This is a genomic window from Desulfovibrio sp. JC010 (genome assembly GCF_010470675.1).
Taxonomy (GTDB): Bacteria; Desulfobacterota; Desulfovibrionia; order Desulfovibrionales; family Desulfovibrionaceae; genus Maridesulfovibrio.
Genome location: NZ_VOIQ01000001.1, coordinates 74,119 through 88,128, shown reverse-complemented (window position 1 = coordinate 88,128; position 14,010 = coordinate 74,119). Strand labels below are relative to the sequence as shown.

At 50.2% G+C, this 14,010-nt stretch carries 18 protein-coding genes; 11 read left to right on the top strand and 7 right to left on the bottom strand.

All coding sequences use genetic code 11. The annotated features are described in order from the left end of the window. Positions 1-149 precede the first annotated feature (149 nt). Positions 150-677 carry a shikimate kinase AroL gene (gene aroL, locus FMR86_RS00425; RefSeq protein ID WP_163349099.1) on the top strand — a complete coding sequence of 176 codons (528 nt, stop codon included), beginning with the start codon at positions 150-152 and terminating at the stop codon, positions 675-677. Between the two features lies 1 nt (position 678). After that, positions 679-1,731, top strand: coding sequence for a chorismate synthase (aroC, locus tag FMR86_RS00420; RefSeq protein WP_163349098.1), 1,053 nt, complete (start codon positions 679-681; stop codon positions 1,729-1,731). Positions 1,732-1,768: 37 nt separating this feature from the next. Here the strand turns inward: aroC and FMR86_RS00415 are convergent, their stop codons facing one another. Together FMR86_RS00415 and FMR86_RS00410 are read right to left on the bottom strand one after the other, a co-directional pair. Continuing rightward, positions 1,769-2,344: a bifunctional 2-polyprenyl-6-hydroxyphenol methylase/3-demethylubiquinol 3-O-methyltransferase UbiG gene (locus FMR86_RS00415; protein WP_163349097.1), complete on the bottom strand. Its 576-nt coding sequence runs from the start codon at positions 2,342-2,344 to the stop codon at positions 1,769-1,771. 79 nt (positions 2,345-2,423) lie between these two features. Then, positions 2,424-3,347 (bottom strand): radical SAM/SPASM domain-containing protein, encoded by a 924-nt coding sequence (locus tag FMR86_RS00410; protein ID WP_163349096.1) that lies wholly within the window; start codon positions 3,345-3,347, stop codon positions 2,424-2,426. A gap of 111 nt (positions 3,348-3,458) precedes the next feature. On the opposite strand from FMR86_RS00410, the gene FMR86_RS00405 reads away from it, so the two are divergent. Together FMR86_RS00405 and FMR86_RS00400 are read left to right on the top strand one after the other, a co-directional pair. Next, positions 3,459-3,752 (top strand): MTH1187 family thiamine-binding protein, encoded by a 294-nt coding sequence (locus FMR86_RS00405; protein ID WP_163349095.1) that lies wholly within the window; start codon positions 3,459-3,461, stop codon positions 3,750-3,752. Positions 3,753-3,775: 23 nt separating this feature from the next. Next, complete coding sequence (locus FMR86_RS00400; RefSeq protein WP_163349094.1) at positions 3,776-4,267, top strand: hypothetical protein; 492 nt, start codon at positions 3,776-3,778, stop codon at positions 4,265-4,267. Between the two features lie 136 nt (positions 4,268-4,403). On the opposite strand, the gene FMR86_RS00395 is transcribed toward FMR86_RS00400, so the two are convergent. Together FMR86_RS00395 and FMR86_RS00390 are read right to left on the bottom strand one after the other, a co-directional pair. Then, complete coding sequence (locus FMR86_RS00395; protein ID WP_163349093.1) at positions 4,404-5,150, bottom strand: UPF0280 family protein; 747 nt, start codon at positions 5,148-5,150, stop codon at positions 4,404-4,406. Between the two features lie 136 nt (positions 5,151-5,286). Then, complete coding sequence (locus FMR86_RS00390; RefSeq protein ID WP_163349092.1) at positions 5,287-5,937, bottom strand: lactate utilization protein; 651 nt, start codon at positions 5,935-5,937, stop codon at positions 5,287-5,289. A 368-nt stretch (positions 5,938-6,305) separates the two neighbouring features. Here FMR86_RS00390 and rpmH point away from each other — a divergent pair, with 368 nt between their 5' ends. From rpmH to FMR86_RS00355, 7 genes are all read left to right on the top strand, one after another. Next, positions 6,306-6,440 carry a 50S ribosomal protein L34 gene (gene rpmH / locus FMR86_RS00385; protein WP_136674522.1) on the top strand — a complete coding sequence of 45 codons (135 nt, stop codon included), beginning with the start codon at positions 6,306-6,308 and terminating at the stop codon, positions 6,438-6,440. Beyond that, positions 6,428-6,802 (top strand): ribonuclease P protein component, encoded by a 375-nt coding sequence (rnpA, locus tag FMR86_RS20355; protein WP_163349445.1) that lies wholly within the window; start codon positions 6,428-6,430, stop codon positions 6,800-6,802. The genes rpmH and rnpA overlap by 13 nt, the downstream gene beginning before the upstream one ends. A 14-nt stretch (positions 6,803-6,816) precedes the next feature. Further along, a complete protein-coding gene (gene yidD / locus FMR86_RS00375; protein ID WP_163349444.1) occupies positions 6,817-7,065 on the top strand; it encodes a membrane protein insertion efficiency factor YidD in 249 nt (82 codons plus the stop codon). Positions 7,066-7,095: 30 nt separating this feature from the next. After that, positions 7,096-8,715: a membrane protein insertase YidC gene (yidC, locus tag FMR86_RS00370; RefSeq protein ID WP_163349091.1), complete on the top strand. Its 1,620-nt coding sequence runs from the start codon at positions 7,096-7,098 to the stop codon at positions 8,713-8,715. Between the two features lie 51 nt (positions 8,716-8,766). Then, on the top strand, positions 8,767-10,257 hold the full coding sequence (gene jag, locus FMR86_RS00365) for an RNA-binding cell elongation regulator Jag/EloR (protein WP_163349090.1): 1,491 nt from the start codon (positions 8,767-8,769) through the stop codon (positions 10,255-10,257). An 87-nt stretch (positions 10,258-10,344) separates the two neighbouring features. Then, positions 10,345-11,724, top strand: a complete 1,380-nt coding sequence (mnmE, locus tag FMR86_RS00360; protein WP_373682442.1) for a tRNA uridine-5-carboxymethylaminomethyl(34) synthesis GTPase MnmE — start codon at positions 10,345-10,347, stop codon at positions 11,722-11,724. Between the two features lies 1 nt (position 11,725). Further along, the gene (locus FMR86_RS00355) at positions 11,726-11,983 is read left to right on the top strand and encodes a hypothetical protein (protein ID WP_163349088.1); all 258 of its coding nucleotides are present in this window, start codon (positions 11,726-11,728) and stop codon (positions 11,981-11,983) included. Between the two features lie 110 nt (positions 11,984-12,093). On the opposite strand, the gene FMR86_RS00350 is transcribed toward FMR86_RS00355, so the two are convergent. The 3 genes from FMR86_RS00350 to FMR86_RS00340 all read right to left on the bottom strand — a co-directional run bounded on the left by FMR86_RS00350 (position 12,094) and on the right by FMR86_RS00340 (position 13,970). Then, positions 12,094-12,753, bottom strand: a complete 660-nt coding sequence (locus tag FMR86_RS00350) for a TIGR04282 family arsenosugar biosynthesis glycosyltransferase (protein ID WP_163349087.1) — start codon at positions 12,751-12,753, stop codon at positions 12,094-12,096. Next, a complete protein-coding gene (locus tag FMR86_RS00345; RefSeq protein WP_163349086.1) occupies positions 12,753-13,457 on the bottom strand; it encodes a TIGR04283 family arsenosugar biosynthesis glycosyltransferase in 705 nt (234 codons plus the stop codon). Before FMR86_RS00345 ends, FMR86_RS00350 begins: the two co-directional genes overlap by 1 nt. Positions 13,458-13,619: 162 nt before the next feature. After that, positions 13,620-13,970, bottom strand: a complete 351-nt coding sequence (locus tag FMR86_RS00340; protein ID WP_163349085.1) for a TraR/DksA family transcriptional regulator — start codon at positions 13,968-13,970, stop codon at positions 13,620-13,622. Between the last annotated feature and the right edge of the window lie 40 nt (positions 13,971-14,010).

The window sequence follows — 14,010 nt, the reverse complement described above, 5'->3', positions numbered from 1 at the left end:
TGCCTGTGACCTTTTATTTCTTGAAAATTCTGCCCGCACCTTACTTCGGTGCAGTCGTCATTTCTTTTTAATCATTGTATAAATTTGTTTGTACTAAATGTGCCGGACAAATTAAACTCTTTTTACATCCGAATATCATCGGGGTTATTATGCCATCCAATATTTACCTGATAGGTCCCAGAGCCTGTGGCAAGACCAGCGTGGGAAAGCTGCTTGCCCGTAAGCTGCGGCTTGATTTTTTCGACAGCGACGAAGTTTTGGTCCGGAAAGCCGGCTGCGAAATTGCAGAGTTTGTTGAAAAGAACGGCTGGGATTCCTTCCGTGATCTGGAAGCGCAAGTGCTTCGTGAATTGTCGGAAAAAGACGGTGCGGTTATTTCCTGCGGCGGCGGCATCGTGCTCCGCGAGGAAAACAGACTAGTGCTGGGCAGCAGTTTTACTGTCTATATCAAGACGGATGTGCAGACCCTCGCCAATCGTCTGCAGCTTGATCCAAACCACGATCAGCGTCCGTCGCTTACCGGAAAGTCCATTGTGGATGAGATCCGGGAAGTGCTGGAAGCGCGGGAAGAACTTTATTCCGGGTGCGCAAGTCTGGTTGCGGACGGAGCAGGAACCATTGAAGAAATATGCCACACAATTCTAGAAAGTTACCAAGGCAGCAAAGGAGATAAATAATATGAGCGGCAATACATTCGGCCAGATTTTCAAATTGACCACTTACGGTGAATCCCACGGTCCCGGACTTGGCGGGGTTATTGACGGCTGCCCGGCGGGCATCGAACTCAGCGAGGAAATTATCCAGCTGGAGCTGGACCGCCGCAAGCCCGGACAGGGCATCGCCTCCACCGCCCGTAAAGAGGCCGACCGGGTCAAAATTCTTTCCGGGGTCTTTGAAGGGCGCACCACCGGGACTTCCATCGGATTTCATATTGAAAATACCGACCAGCGTTCCCGTGACTATTCCAAAATCATGAATGTTTATCGGCCCGGCCATGCCGACTGCACCTTTGACGCTAAGTACGGTTTTCGTGATTACCGTGGCGGCGGGCGTTCATCCGGCCGTGAGACAGTATCGCGCGTAGCCGGAGGGGCGGTGGCACAGGAGTTCTTGCGCCAGCAGGAAATTTCCTGTCAGGCATACACTGTGCGTATCGGCGGCATAGATGCTGAAGTTAAAGATCCGGCAAAAGCTTATGAAACCCCGTTTTTTGCTGCCGATCCTGAGGTCATTCCCCGCTGGGAAGAGCGGGTCAAGGAAGTCCGTTCACAGGGGGATACCCTCGGCGGAGTGGTAGAAGTGTGCATCAAAAACGTACCGGCCGGACTGGGCGAGCCTGTTTTTGATAAGATCGATGCCCGTCTGGCTTACGCGCTCATGTCAGTAGGGGCTGTGAAGGGCGTTGAAATCGGTTCCGGGTTTGAGGCTGCAGACATGCTGGGCAGTGATAATAATGATTTTATGGATGGGAATGGTTTTCACAGCAACAATGCGGGCGGCATACTGGGCGGAATTTCCAGCGGGCAGGATATTATTGTGCGTGCATACGTAAAACCCATCCCGTCCATCAGCAAGCCGCAGCAGACCGTTGACCGTGACGGCAAGCCTACAGAAATCAAGATCGGCGGCAGACATGATATCTGTGCCATTCCGCGTATTGTTCCGGTGCTCAAATCCATGGCCATGCTCACCGTGGCGGATTTTATTTTATTACAAAGGCGTATGGGCTGAAAATAGAAATGGCCGACACCTAAGTGTCGGCCATTTTTTATTGTTGAGTTTTGTTTAGTTGTTTTAATATGTTGCGTGTTTGAACGTCCCTGCTTAATATGTAAGTGCCGATTCTGTTTCCCTGACGAAAGTCGCAGACACTAGGCAATATCTCCATGAGTCTCTCGTGGGTGTATGAGTCTTCCACATGTTTTTCAAAGGGATTTCCTCCCCACTCGTCCTGCGGCATGTGTACTATCGGTATTGAGACAAAGATTACCTTTGTTATTCGCAGAAGTTCCAACAAAATCTCACGCATCTCATCTTCACTTATGTGTTCCAGAACATCACCGGCTATTATGCAGTCCGGATGTTTGATTTTGGAATAATCAAGGTAGCGCAAGTCGGCCACAATAATCTGGTCATATTTCTGTTCCAGATTGTATTCTTTTATGTATGGACCCCATATTTCTACGCCGGTCCAGTACACATCGGGGGCATGCTCCCGCAAAAGGTCAGAGTACGTTCCGCAGCCGGGACCTATATCCAGAACGGAATTGATTGTTTTCATCTGGGCAAGAGTGTAAAATCTCTTAAAAATCCAGTCTTTTCCTTCTGTTTCGCTTAGGGGCATGCTTCCCTCTGGCTATGTTTTGATTATGTGCAGTGTTTAATTAATTCTGCCACGCATAAACAGGTATTAATCTTGATTATTAACCTGTGCAGGTCTTACAGATTTTTAAATTTGTGAAATCTCCGGCATAATACTGGCGGATCAGGGAAATAAAATGATCCGAGTTCCAGATTTCCTTCAGGGTATTCTTGTAGAGGTTGCCGAGAACCACGGTCCTGCGCCAGTCGTGACAACAGATGATCACATCCCCGTTGAAGAGTACATAAGCCTGCTTGAGGAAGAGATCACAGTTGCGTTTGACCTTGGGCTTGTGAGTTCTGAGTTCACTGATGTCGTCTCCTGCGCGGTTGTCGACATTGTGGATTTTGAAAGTGACATCACGTTTGGCCCAATGCTTTTTAGCGTATTCCAGCTCATCGTGAACGATGGTGGTATCAAGGGTGGTGATGGACAGTTTGGGGCGTTTAGCACCTTTTTTGTCCCGGATATCGAGAAATCTGTCGATGTTATCGAGAATGTTGAATTTCTTGATGCCCATGGACTCCGTATAGGTCTCGGCAGAGTAGCCCTGTACGGAAACCCATAGGTGTCGCAGGCCGGAATCGATGAGTCTTTCACTCATATCTTCGGTGAGCAGCGCGCCGTTGGTATTGATCTTGGTCTTGGTAAAGGGCTTTTTATTTTTCTCTATGTAAGCAATGCGTTCAGGCAGCTTTTTATCCATGAGCGGTTCATTCATTAAGTATGGGCTGACCCGGCCGATGAAATGCCGGCTGGTCTCATCGATGATTTTTTTGAAAAGATCATCTTCCATATGGCCCTGAGGCTGTGTATTATGTGTGTGTTTCCAGCCGCAGAATAAACACATGGCATTACAGTAGCTTGTAGTCTGAATTTGGATGGCGCGCGGAAATGAGGGACGGGGACGCTTTTTGTCCTTGATCCAGGTCATCAATTGATTAAATTTACCTTCGTTTTCCGCAGGCATATAATATTCACCCATGTGATTTTACTCCTTGTAAAATTTATAGCGGGTAATTTAAGTGTCAATATTCGGGAGGCCGAACTTATAATGAGTTGACGAGCAGTGTCAACGTGTATGGAGAATCAGGAGATGAGTGTTCTTGTTGAACTTACAATTTTTCCTACAGACAAAGGCGAAAGCGTCAGCCCTTATGTGGCACGGGTTGTGAAAATTATTCGCGAATGCGGGCTGCCCTGCCAGCTCGGTCCCATGGGTACCTGCATTGAAGGGGAGTGGAATGAGGTCATGGCTGTGGTAACAAAATGTTATCAGGCCCTTGAAACTGATTGCGAGCGCATTTATATGTTGATGAAAGCCGACTGCCGCAAAGGTGCGGTGGACAGGCTGCACGGTAAGGTGAAATCCGTGGAATCCAAACTCTAGCCGGGGTCGGTTAGGAGAATTTAATGAAAATTTTAAAGCCCGTTGTTTGTGCAGGATTGCTGTTTCTGCTTTTTGCTGTGTCCGGCTGTGCCCATCTGGGAGTGTCGCATCTCAAGCGTCAGTCATGGAAGCTGGAGACTCCGCGGACCATGCAGATGGAGTTCATGACTTTTGATTATGAAATTGTGCCGCGCAAGGACAGTTTCGGGTTGCGGGGCATGGCCTACGTGAAAAAGAACAGCGTGCCCATGTGGGCCGGCTGGATCGGGGAACTCTGGATTCAGGGTTATCTGTCCGATATGGACGGCGAGGTATTAGCGCAGGGCTTGCAGGTCTTTTCCCCGGAAAAGCTTGAGGAAGGCAAGGGCATTCCCTTTGATTTCGAACTGAGGCCGGAGCAGCTTGATTCCGGGCCGCTTTATATTTCATTCGGATATCGCATGGCCCTCTACAAAAGCCGTGAGGATAACAACGGCCCGCCGTTTATGGCTATTGAGCGTGCTGTAAGTCATTAATTTGATGCGCTTGGCATTTTTAATGATAGGATTTCGCCTCCGGCGGCCAAAGAAACTTTTTGGAAAAAGTTTCTCTGGACTCTTCAAAAACTTTTATTATGCTTCGCAGCTTTGAGTTCTAAATGACTGAAGTTTTTTAGAGTGCTAATAGTTCCAGATCGCCCCATGCTCCGATTTTTGAATCGTACTGTACGAAAACACCATCAAGCCCGTGTTCTGAAAGAGCGCGGGCTTTTTCTATGACCAGTGGAACATCGGCAGGGGATTTGAGCAGGTTGGCGAGTGAGGTGGCTGCGGCGTCCGCAAATCGTGCGTCTTGAGCGCGGACAGTGACCAGATCACCGCTGCCGAGACTTAAGGAATGTCCGATAGTCCCTGAGGAGGAACAGATGGAAAGAGGAAAGTCTTCTGCTTCCACAGCCAGTCCGATTCTGGTCCCTGAATCAGGCTCGGAAAGCAACCCGATTTTTCGTTGGCGAGTGGAGTGCATGTAAATATCGCCGCCGTTCTCAACAATGACATTAGAAGAAAACTGCAGCAGCTTTTCCGCTACATACTGGGCCACAGCTCCGGCAACGGCAGCCATAGGACCGACTCCGCAGGCGAGTGCACCGTCGGCCATGGCCTTGATTACCGGATGAACATTCTCAGGCACGGCAACAGGGACAAGGCTGGTGGCGAAATCAGGATTAAGTACAAAATGAGCTTGCAGAATCCCCCTGATTTCGTGAATTGCATCAAGGGCCTGCTTACTTAAATCCTGCTCCGCAACAATAAATAAATCAGTCTGCTCAACAATAACCTGAAATGATGTTTCGTTTTCAGATGAGGCAATGCTGTCGCGATAGCCACGGGTATGATCTGTGTGAATTTTCTTGCTCAAGGTAGGATCTCGAAATTTTGCAAAATATTTAAAGAGAAAGCGGCGAAGCAAATTAAAAGGTTTTGGGAAGGGGGAGTCCAGAGGGGGAAACCCTTTTGCAAAAGGGTTTCCCCCTCTGGACGCCGAAGGCAACTAATTAGAATCCCAGATCTTCATTAATAAATACTACGTGGATACGGCCTTTGGGCGAGGACTTTTCAGTAATAGCCCAGACATTACAAATCCGGTCCTTGGAATTACAGTCCTGACACTTACCGGTAACTGCGCAGGGAGTCTTGCGCTTGAGGCGCATGGCATTGACCGGGGCGGCGTATTCTTTCACGCGGCTGACAGCGGCGTCGAGGTCGGGACAAAGCTTGTTGCGACCCACGAGTACGATGACGTTGCGGGGACCGAAAGCCATGGCGGCCACACGGTTTCCGGTGCCGTCGAGGTTGACCAGCTCGCCTTCTTCGGTGAAAGCGTTGGCGCTGGTGATGAACAGGTCGGTCAGCAGGGCCTGACGGCGGCGTTCGATTTTTTCAGCCATGGGCGGCTGGGTGTCGTAGGTGTCGATTACCTTTACCTTCTGAAGTTTTTTGACCTGATCGTAGATGCCGGAATCAACCACGGTCATGGAACCGCCGAAGCTGATGGATTTGGGTTTCAGCTTGGGGATGATTTTATCCAGAACGAGTGAAGCCGCTGCTTTCTGGCTTTTGACTACGGAAGTCTCGTAGCCGTTATCTTCGAAGACTTCTTTTATTTCACCAAGTTTGATGTCCCAGAATGTTTGTACGGGTTTCATTGGTTTCTCCTTGAAATTATTTCAGCCCATGGGAGTGGAGCTGTTAAAATGTTGCCGCTTGAAAATGTGTGAAAAAAGCGGTGAAAAAAAAATGCGTACGTGATAAGTCTAGACTACTGAATAGCGATTCTCGTCAGCATTATGTATGAATTAACTTTGACAGTATGGCCGCATCGGGTTATGCGGACTTGTTTTCGTTTTGCAGCAGCATAGATTATTCAGAGTGAGATTAAAAGCACTTAGCTGCACGGTCACATTGAAAACATTTCTTGACGATACCAGAAGTTAGGGATATATGTTCCCGTTCCTCGTAGCCGGAATTTTGTTGCCCGGCTTTATAACGTTATTAATTTTTGGAGAAATAGAAAATGAAAAGAACTTACCAGCCCAGTAAATGCAGAAGAAAAAGAACCCACGGTTTTCTCGTTCGCTCCCGCAGCAAAAACGGTCGTGCAGTTATCGCAAGACGTCGTGCAAAGGGTCGCAAAAGATTAGCCGTTTAAGTTGGACAAAGGAGCATAAGCTCCTCAGAAAGCCTGAATTTGATCTCTGCTATGAGCAGGGAAAAAAGCTCTTCACAAGGAGTTTTATACTCTTTGTGCTGTGTCATGGTAGCGGCCCCGGCGGGGTCCGTTTGGGCCTTACCGTGAGCAGAAAGAAAGGGCCTGCGGTAGTCAGAAACCGGATTAAAAGGATTCTGCGCAGTTTCTTCAGGCTCAATCAGGAAAATTTTCAGGTGCGTGCGGACATTATCATTGTGCCCAAGCGCGCGCTGGACGGCAGGACCATAACCTATGCCCTTGCCGAAAAAGAACTTCTCCCGATGATCGGAAAGATTAACAAGCTTTTTGCAGAGGGGGAGTAGTGAGAAATCAGGGAATGCGGACTCTGTTTCTTTATCCGATACGCTTTTATCAGAAGTTTATATCCCCGTTGTTTCCGGGGTGTTGCCGCTTTCATCCAACCTGCTCGCAATACGCCATAGAGGCTATATCCCTTCATGGAGTACTGAAAGGAGGGATGTATGCTTTGTGGCGTCTGATGCGTTGTAATCCGCTATGCAAGGGCGGATATGATCCCGTTCCCGCCCATAAAAAAGTACCACCGCGCAGTCCCGGCTTGATCTGAGGGACCAATTTTTAGTGAGAAAAAAAAGACATGGAAAATAAACGCGTTATTTTGGCTGTAGCCCTTTCGTTTGCAGTTCTTCTCGGCTGGCAGTTCCTTTTCCCTCCCCAGCCGCAGCAGCCCGCGCCTGCCCAGCAGGAGCAAACCGCTCAACCAAATCAGGCCGTTGATTCCATTGTCGCCGGGCCTGAGTCAAACCAGCTGCCTGATCCCGCTTCCACAAGTGCCATTGTTTCCGCCAAAGGAACAAAACTCACTGTGGACACCCCCCTCTATTCCGCTGTGATCAACTCACAGGGCGGACTTCTTGAAAGCTTCGAGCTGAAAAAATTCAAGGCAACCATTGATGCCGATTCCTCCAATGTGGACATGGTCGGTGCCAATGCCCTGAACAAAGCTCCCATGGGACTGATCGTCAACGGCATCCCCACCTGGGTAAACGGTGTCTGGGGTTATGAGGGCGGAAACCTCAGTCTCGAGGGCGACAAGCTCGGCACACTTATTTTCCGTGGCGATGTAGAAGGCTTCAGAGTTGAGCGTCGTCTCACTTTCCATGCCGACAACTACCTCATCGATGAAGATGTGAGGGTTATCAACAAATCCAATCCCAGCGGCATGGGACGCGTCGCATTTACCACCGCCACCAAAAGCCTGACCGCGGAAGACGATCGCTACAACCCCACCAGAATCGCATGGTACAATGCTGAAGGTCTGGTCGAGGAAAATGACCGCGAGGAACTTACCGAAACCGGCGTGAGCGAATCCGGCCAGATCGAATGGGCGGCCATTGATTCCAACTACTTTATCCTTGCCCTTGTTCCCGGTGCCGATTCCGTGACCATGAAGGGTAAACTGCAGGATAATATTTTCCGCATCGCAGCAGAGCAGAATGTTTCCTTGGACAAGGACATTGAGCGCAAGCTGGCCTGTTCCTACTATTTCGGTCCTATGGATGCACAGCTCATGGCTAAAGTTCCCGGCGAACTTTCCAAAGCTGTTGACTTCGGCTGGTTTGATATCATCGCCAAGCCCCTTGTTGTGGCTCTTGAATGGTTCCACCAGTATACCCACAACTACGGTATCGCGATCATCCTGCTGACCATCGTAATCAAGATTATTTTCTGGCCCCTGTCCCACAAGAGCTACAAGTCCATGGAGCAGATGAAACGTCTGCAGCCCATGATGGCCAAGCTGCGTGAGAAGCATGGCGACGACAGGGAAGCCCTTAACAAAGAGATGATGCAGCTCTACAAGACATACAATGTCAACCCGGCCGGCGGTTGCCTGCCTATGGTGCTGCAGATTCCTGTATTTTTCGGACTGTACAAGGCGTTGATGGGAACAGTAGCCCTCAGGCATGCTGATTTTGTCCACTACCTGCCTTTTACTGATATTGTCTGGCTGGCCGACCTTTCGGCAAAAGACCCGCTTTACATCACTCCTATCGTGATGGGTGCGACTATGTTCCTGCAGCAGAAGATGACTCCTTCCGCAGGCGACCCGACCCAGCAGAAAATCATGATGTTTCTGCCCCTCGTGTTTACTTTCATGTTCCTCAACTTCCCCTCCGGGCTGGTTGTATACTGGATGGTGAACAACGTACTTTCAATTGCACAGCAGTGGATGATGATGCGCAAAGTAAAGAATTAGCGCGTAAAAGCTGATCGTATTTAATGGAGTGAAGAACAATCAGGAGATAGAATGAGCGAATTCATGGAATTCCAGGGGAAGAATTTGGACGAGGCGATCAATACCGCCTGTGATCATTTTGGTCTGAATCGCGACAAACTTGAAATTGAGATTATCAGCGGAGGTTCCACCGGGGTTTTCGGTCTGGTGGGCAAGAAAAACGCTAAAGTCAAAGCACGTCCCAGAGGCGGTGATAGAAGCGCGGACAACCGTTCTGCAAACGATGATTCCAGAAGAGGAAGAGGTCGTCAGCAGAGAAGGGAATCTGAACAGAGAGCACCCAGAGGTGACCGTCGCCGCGAAGAGCAGGTTCCGGCTGCTAAAGAAGAAAATGCTCCCGCGCCGCGCACTGAGCCTGAAGTTCCCGCAGTCAAGCCTGATGCTGACTTAGCGGTGAAGGAAGAAGGCGAAGTTGCTGTTAAACCTGATAGCGAAGTGGCTGTAAGAGAAGATGCTCCGGCTCCGGCTGTTGCTGAAAGCTCCGATGCTCCGCAGGACGAAGTCAGGGAAGAGCGCGCTGAAGAACAGCGTGAACGCCGCGAACCGCGCAGCATTATGGAAGGTGATCCTGAAGAGATTGCCGCCGCTGTGCGTGAAGCCCTTGAAATGATGATTGAACCCATCATTCAGGATAAGCCCAACCTTGAAGTTGAAGTGGGTGAAGACCGCGTCAACGTTCTGGTTAACGATGAAGAAAACTCCGGCCTGATTATCGGTCGCGAGGGACAGACTTTGTCTTCTCTGCAATATCTCTGCAACCGTATGGTCTCCAAGAAATTGCAGACCTCCGTGCGTGTGCAGATTGACACCGGCGACTACCGTGAGCGTCAGGACGAAAAACTGCGTCAGCTGGCCTGGCATCTTGCCGATAAAGCCATGCATACCGGACGTGTTCAGTCCACCAAGCCTCTCAGTTCTTACCACCGCAGGGTTGTGCACATGGCCCTGCAGGAAGACAAGCACGTCAATACCCGCAGCAAGGGTGAAGGCCCCATGAAGCGGGTGCTGATCCTGCCCCGTCGCAGTCGCAGCGGAGGTCCCGGTAGACGCAACGATAATTACAGCCGCGGAAATGACCGTTACGATTCCCGCTCCAATGACCGCAGCAGAGGCCGCCGCAACGATCGTAATGATCGCAACGACAACTTCCGTGGTCGTCGCAACGAGCGTACTGAGCGTAATGATCGTAATGAACGCACCGAGCGTAATGACAATTATCGCGGTCGTCGTAATGACCGCAATGACAATTACAATCGCGGTCGCCGCAATGACCGTAACGACAATTATAATAACAGAAGTCGTGACGAGAACTTCGGCAACCGCGAAGAATTCAACCGTCCGGCTCCTTTTGATGATAATTACGGCAACCGTTACCAGCGAGACGACAACTTCGGTAACCGTCAGTCCCGCTACAATAACAATCGCCGTAATGACCGCAATAATGACCGCAATAAAGACGGTAACAGCACTAACTATAACAGCGAGCGCTACAACCGTTATTAATTGTTCACGCGCGGTGAATAATGATTTTGAAAACCCCGTGGACTCAGGTCTGCGGGGTTTATCCTTTCAGGGAGAATTCATATGTCCATAACTTCTACCGGAACCATTGCCGCAATCGCCACTCCTCCGGGTGACGGCGGGGTAGGGATTATCCGCATCAGCGGAGGAAAGGCCCTGTCCATAGCCAATGATATTTTTCGTCCGGCCAAAGATTCTTTTTTCGGATTCAAGCCTTACACCATGCATTACGGTACTATCCATGACTCCGAATCTGTAGAGATTGATGACGTGCTGGCTGTATTCATGCCCGGTCCCAATTCCTACACCGGAGAAGATACCGTGGAGCTGAACTGCCATGGCGGGCGGGCTATTCTCTCTGCCGTTCTCGGTGAAGTGCTTTCCAGAGGCGCACGACTGGCTAACGCTGGCGAATTCACCTTGCGGGCTTTCCTCAACGGACGTATGGACCTCACTCAGGCCGAGGCTGTCGCTGAAATGATCCACGCCCCCTCACGTGGTGCAGCCCAGCTGGCCAAGGTTAAGCTTTCCGGTGTGCTCGGCGAACGGATTAGCGGACTTCGCGCCCGTCTTGAGGAGCTTCGGGCCCAGCTTTGCGTGGCTGTTGATTTTCCCGAAGACGAGCTTGAATGTCTGCCTCTTGAGCAGATGCAGTCAGAAGTAGGGGATGCAGCGAAAAATATCGCTGAAATCCTTTCCGGCGTGGAGCGCACCAAAGCATGGCGTGAGGGCGGGTTGGCCGTTCTTTCCGGCAAGGTCAATGCCGGGAAATCCAGCCTGCTTAACGCCCTGCTCGGACGCAACCGGGCCATTGTCACCGATATTCCCGGCACCACCCGTGATTTTATTGAGGAAACCCTGAATCTTGACGGTTTGCAGGTTCGCGTGGTCGATACTGCCGGTTTGCGCGAAACCTCCGATGCCGTGGAGCAGGCCGGTCTGGACATGGGCCGCGATCTGGCTGCCCAAGCAGATTTGGTGCTACTCATCATTGACGGTTCCAAGCCTTTTGCCCTAGCTGATCTTGACCCGCAATTTGCTGATATGTCTGCCAAGTGTCTGGCAGTAATCAACAAGTCCGATCTTGATCAGGCTGCTCCGGCCCCTGCAGAAATCATGCGTGATGCCGGGTATGAGGTTGTTGAAATTTCGGCCAAAAAGGGCCAAGGTATTGAGCGTTTGGCCGCACTGATCCGTGAGCATATTCTCAAAGGAGCAGGCGAACCAGATCCCGACGAGCTGGTGCCCAACTCGCGTCAGGCTGCCACCCTCAAGAAGGCTCATGCGGAGCTTGAGGAGCTTATGGGTGACATTGAAATGCAGGTTCCTTACGATCTGCTCGGCGTGCGTCTTGAATCGGCCTGCAGTGCCCTTTCCGAAATAACCGGGGAGATCACTCCGCAGGAAGTTTTGAACTCAATTTTTGAAAATTTTTGCGTTGGAAAATAAAATGGAAGACAGTAAATTTGTTGATCTCAAAGGCGTTACCTGCGGCCTCGTGCCCATCATCGTGAACCATCTGGATACCACTTCCAATCCGGTTGTGGAATTTCAGGTACGGCTCAACATCCGTGAGGAAATCATCAGCGGATTCGGCTCAGGCGGGAACTGGGATATAGAAGTATTAGACGATCTCGGCTGCGACCGTCTGCGCTTCACCCGCCGTAAAGATTCTAATGAAGACCGCTTGAATATTGTAGAGTATTAGATAGATTAGCCTCCGGCGGCCCTACCGGGAGTCCCTCCGGGGGCCAAAGAACCCTTTTGCAAAAGGGTTCTCTGGACTCTCCCAAAACCTTTTATTGGTTTTGGACTGAGCTAGTGCGGCAATATTGTCCTTAAGATAGTAAAACTCTTGGGACATAAAGTCTGTGTTCTGGGATTGTTATGAAGTCTTTCTAAATCTTCCATTGTATCCATGTCTTGATGCTCCGGAAGAATGGCTGGCTGAATCTCTAATTTTTCCAGTCGGGAAATAGTTGTCCCAAAAACTCTCTTCGTGCTCCATTCCATATTTTTGAAGATGGAATCAGTTAAAGATTCTTTCTGAAAACCGACCAGGTAATAGCCCCCGTCATTTGCAGGTCCGATGCAGGCGGGGGATTTTTGTATGGATTGGCGGGCTTGAAGAATTAATTGCGGGTCGAGGTCTGGCAAATCGCTTCCGGTGAGGATGCAGGAATCAAAGTTAAGGTTGAAGGCGGATTGCAGGGCATTGAACATGCGTTGGCCGAGGTCGGCTCCCTGTTGAGATATGTAAGTTCTATCTCCAAGCCATTCCTGATATTTATCTAGAGGCTGAAATGGATCGTAAGCGATGACCGGGTAGAGCCCGGCTTGGTCAAGATTATCCAGCATATCTTCCACAAAGGCTGTGTATAGTTCGGCAGCTTTTTCATAGCCGATATCTTTTCCAAGACGGGTTTTGACTTTGCCCGGTTCCGGGAATTTAACGAAAACTATGAGTGCGCATTTCATTATTGCTTTTCCCGTCTGCGGTACATATTTTTAAGTGTGGCGTGCTTTACCCCGCAGAGGTGTAGCAAGCGCAGGAAAGTATTGCGAAGTCCGCAGCGCAAAGGACCTGTAGCCAGATAGCGGCGGGCGGAAGTGCTGATGGATTCTTTGAGGATGATGATTTCCAGCCGTCTTCTTTTGATGTTCTGGAAAAATTCAACATCTTCCATGAGCTGTATTTCAGGGAATCCGCCGAGTTCGTGAAATTTGGATTTGGAAATAAAAATGGCCTGATCCCCGTAGGGGACGCGCTCAACGCGGCAACGCAGGTCGGCGAGAAAAGCGATAACTTTTATGGTCCGTGAGGGAGCGTCGAAGCTGAGTTTGAATGCACCGGCAGTGGCGCAAGGCGCGCTAAGTGCTTTGCGGACAAGGCTGCCCGCAGCGGGCGGCAGGGTGGTGTCGGCATGCAGAAAGAGCAGGATATCACCTGCGGCTTTTTGCGCGCCGCAATTCATCTGGACCGCACGTCCGGGAGGCGATGCAAGCAGCATCACCCCGTCATCGTCAACAGCGGACAGGGTGGACTCGTCAGCGGAACCGTCGACGATTATTATCTCAGAATTTTCCCCGCAACATTCCTGCACATTCGCGATGCAGGAGCGAATAGTCTCCGCCTCATCATACACCGGAATGATGACAGATATTTTCAAGCTTGATGACATGGATAGATAACTATCCTTTTCCTCAAGCCCGATAAAGGGAATTTTTTTAAGTTACCAGCGGCGAAGCCAAATAAAAGGTTTTGGGAGTGTCCAGAGAACCCTTTTGCAAAAGGGTTCTTTGGCCCCCGGAGGGACCCGCGGTAGCACCGCCGGAGGCATTCTTTATCCAACGCGGCCGAGCTGGTCTTCTTCCATGCGTGACTGGCAGGACACGCAGAAGCGGGTGGTCGGGTTGGCTTTGATGCGGGCGATGGCGATTTCTTTACCGCAATCTTCGCAGATACCGAAATCCCAGTGATCGACACGTCCGAGAGTTTCTTCAAGTGCTGTGATCAGTTCAGCTTCACGCACGTGCAGCGCAAGGTTGATTTTTTGTTCGCTGATGCGGGACGCGTATTCGTTATCGTCTGCGCAGCTTTCAACGGCAGTGTCACGGGCCTGAGTGCGTTGGATGAGTTCAGCAAGCTTTTCTTCAAGATGTTTTCTGATGCTGGTCCTCTGAGAAGAATTCATAATAAACCTCCGACTTCAGTTGTGGAATTGATTATTAAAT

Coding starts and splice junctions, on each gene's coding strand:
- aroL (WP_163349099.1), top strand. CDS start 150: ATGCCATCCAATATTTACCTGATAGGTCCCAGAGCCTGTGGCAAGACC.
- aroC (WP_163349098.1), top strand. CDS start 679: ATGAGCGGCAATACATTCGGCCAGATTTTCAAATTGACCACTTACGGT.
- FMR86_RS00415 (WP_163349097.1), bottom strand. CDS start 2,344: ATGCCCCTAAGCGAAACAGAAGGAAAAGACTGGATTTTTAAGAGATTT.
- FMR86_RS00410 (WP_163349096.1), bottom strand. CDS start 3,347: ATGGGTGAATATTATATGCCTGCGGAAAACGAAGGTAAATTTAATCAA.
- FMR86_RS00405 (WP_163349095.1), top strand. CDS start 3,459: ATGAGTGTTCTTGTTGAACTTACAATTTTTCCTACAGACAAAGGCGAA.
- FMR86_RS00400 (WP_163349094.1), top strand. CDS start 3,776: ATGAAAATTTTAAAGCCCGTTGTTTGTGCAGGATTGCTGTTTCTGCTT.
- FMR86_RS00390 (WP_163349092.1), bottom strand. CDS start 5,937: ATGAAACCCGTACAAACATTCTGGGACATCAAACTTGGTGAAATAAAA.
- rpmH (WP_136674522.1), top strand. CDS start 6,306: ATGAAAAGAACTTACCAGCCCAGTAAATGCAGAAGAAAAAGAACCCAC.
- yidD (WP_163349444.1), top strand. CDS start 6,817: ATGCGGACTCTGTTTCTTTATCCGATACGCTTTTATCAGAAGTTTATA.
- yidC (WP_163349091.1), top strand. CDS start 7,096: ATGGAAAATAAACGCGTTATTTTGGCTGTAGCCCTTTCGTTTGCAGTT.
- jag (WP_163349090.1), top strand. CDS start 8,767: ATGAGCGAATTCATGGAATTCCAGGGGAAGAATTTGGACGAGGCGATC.
- FMR86_RS00355 (WP_163349088.1), top strand. CDS start 11,726: ATGGAAGACAGTAAATTTGTTGATCTCAAAGGCGTTACCTGCGGCCTC.
- FMR86_RS00350 (WP_163349087.1), bottom strand. CDS start 12,753: ATGAAATGCGCACTCATAGTTTTCGTTAAATTCCCGGAACCGGGCAAA.
- FMR86_RS00345 (WP_163349086.1), bottom strand. CDS start 13,457: ATGTCATCAAGCTTGAAAATATCTGTCATCATTCCGGTGTATGATGAG.
- FMR86_RS00340 (WP_163349085.1), bottom strand. CDS start 13,970: ATGAATTCTTCTCAGAGGACCAGCATCAGAAAACATCTTGAAGAAAAG.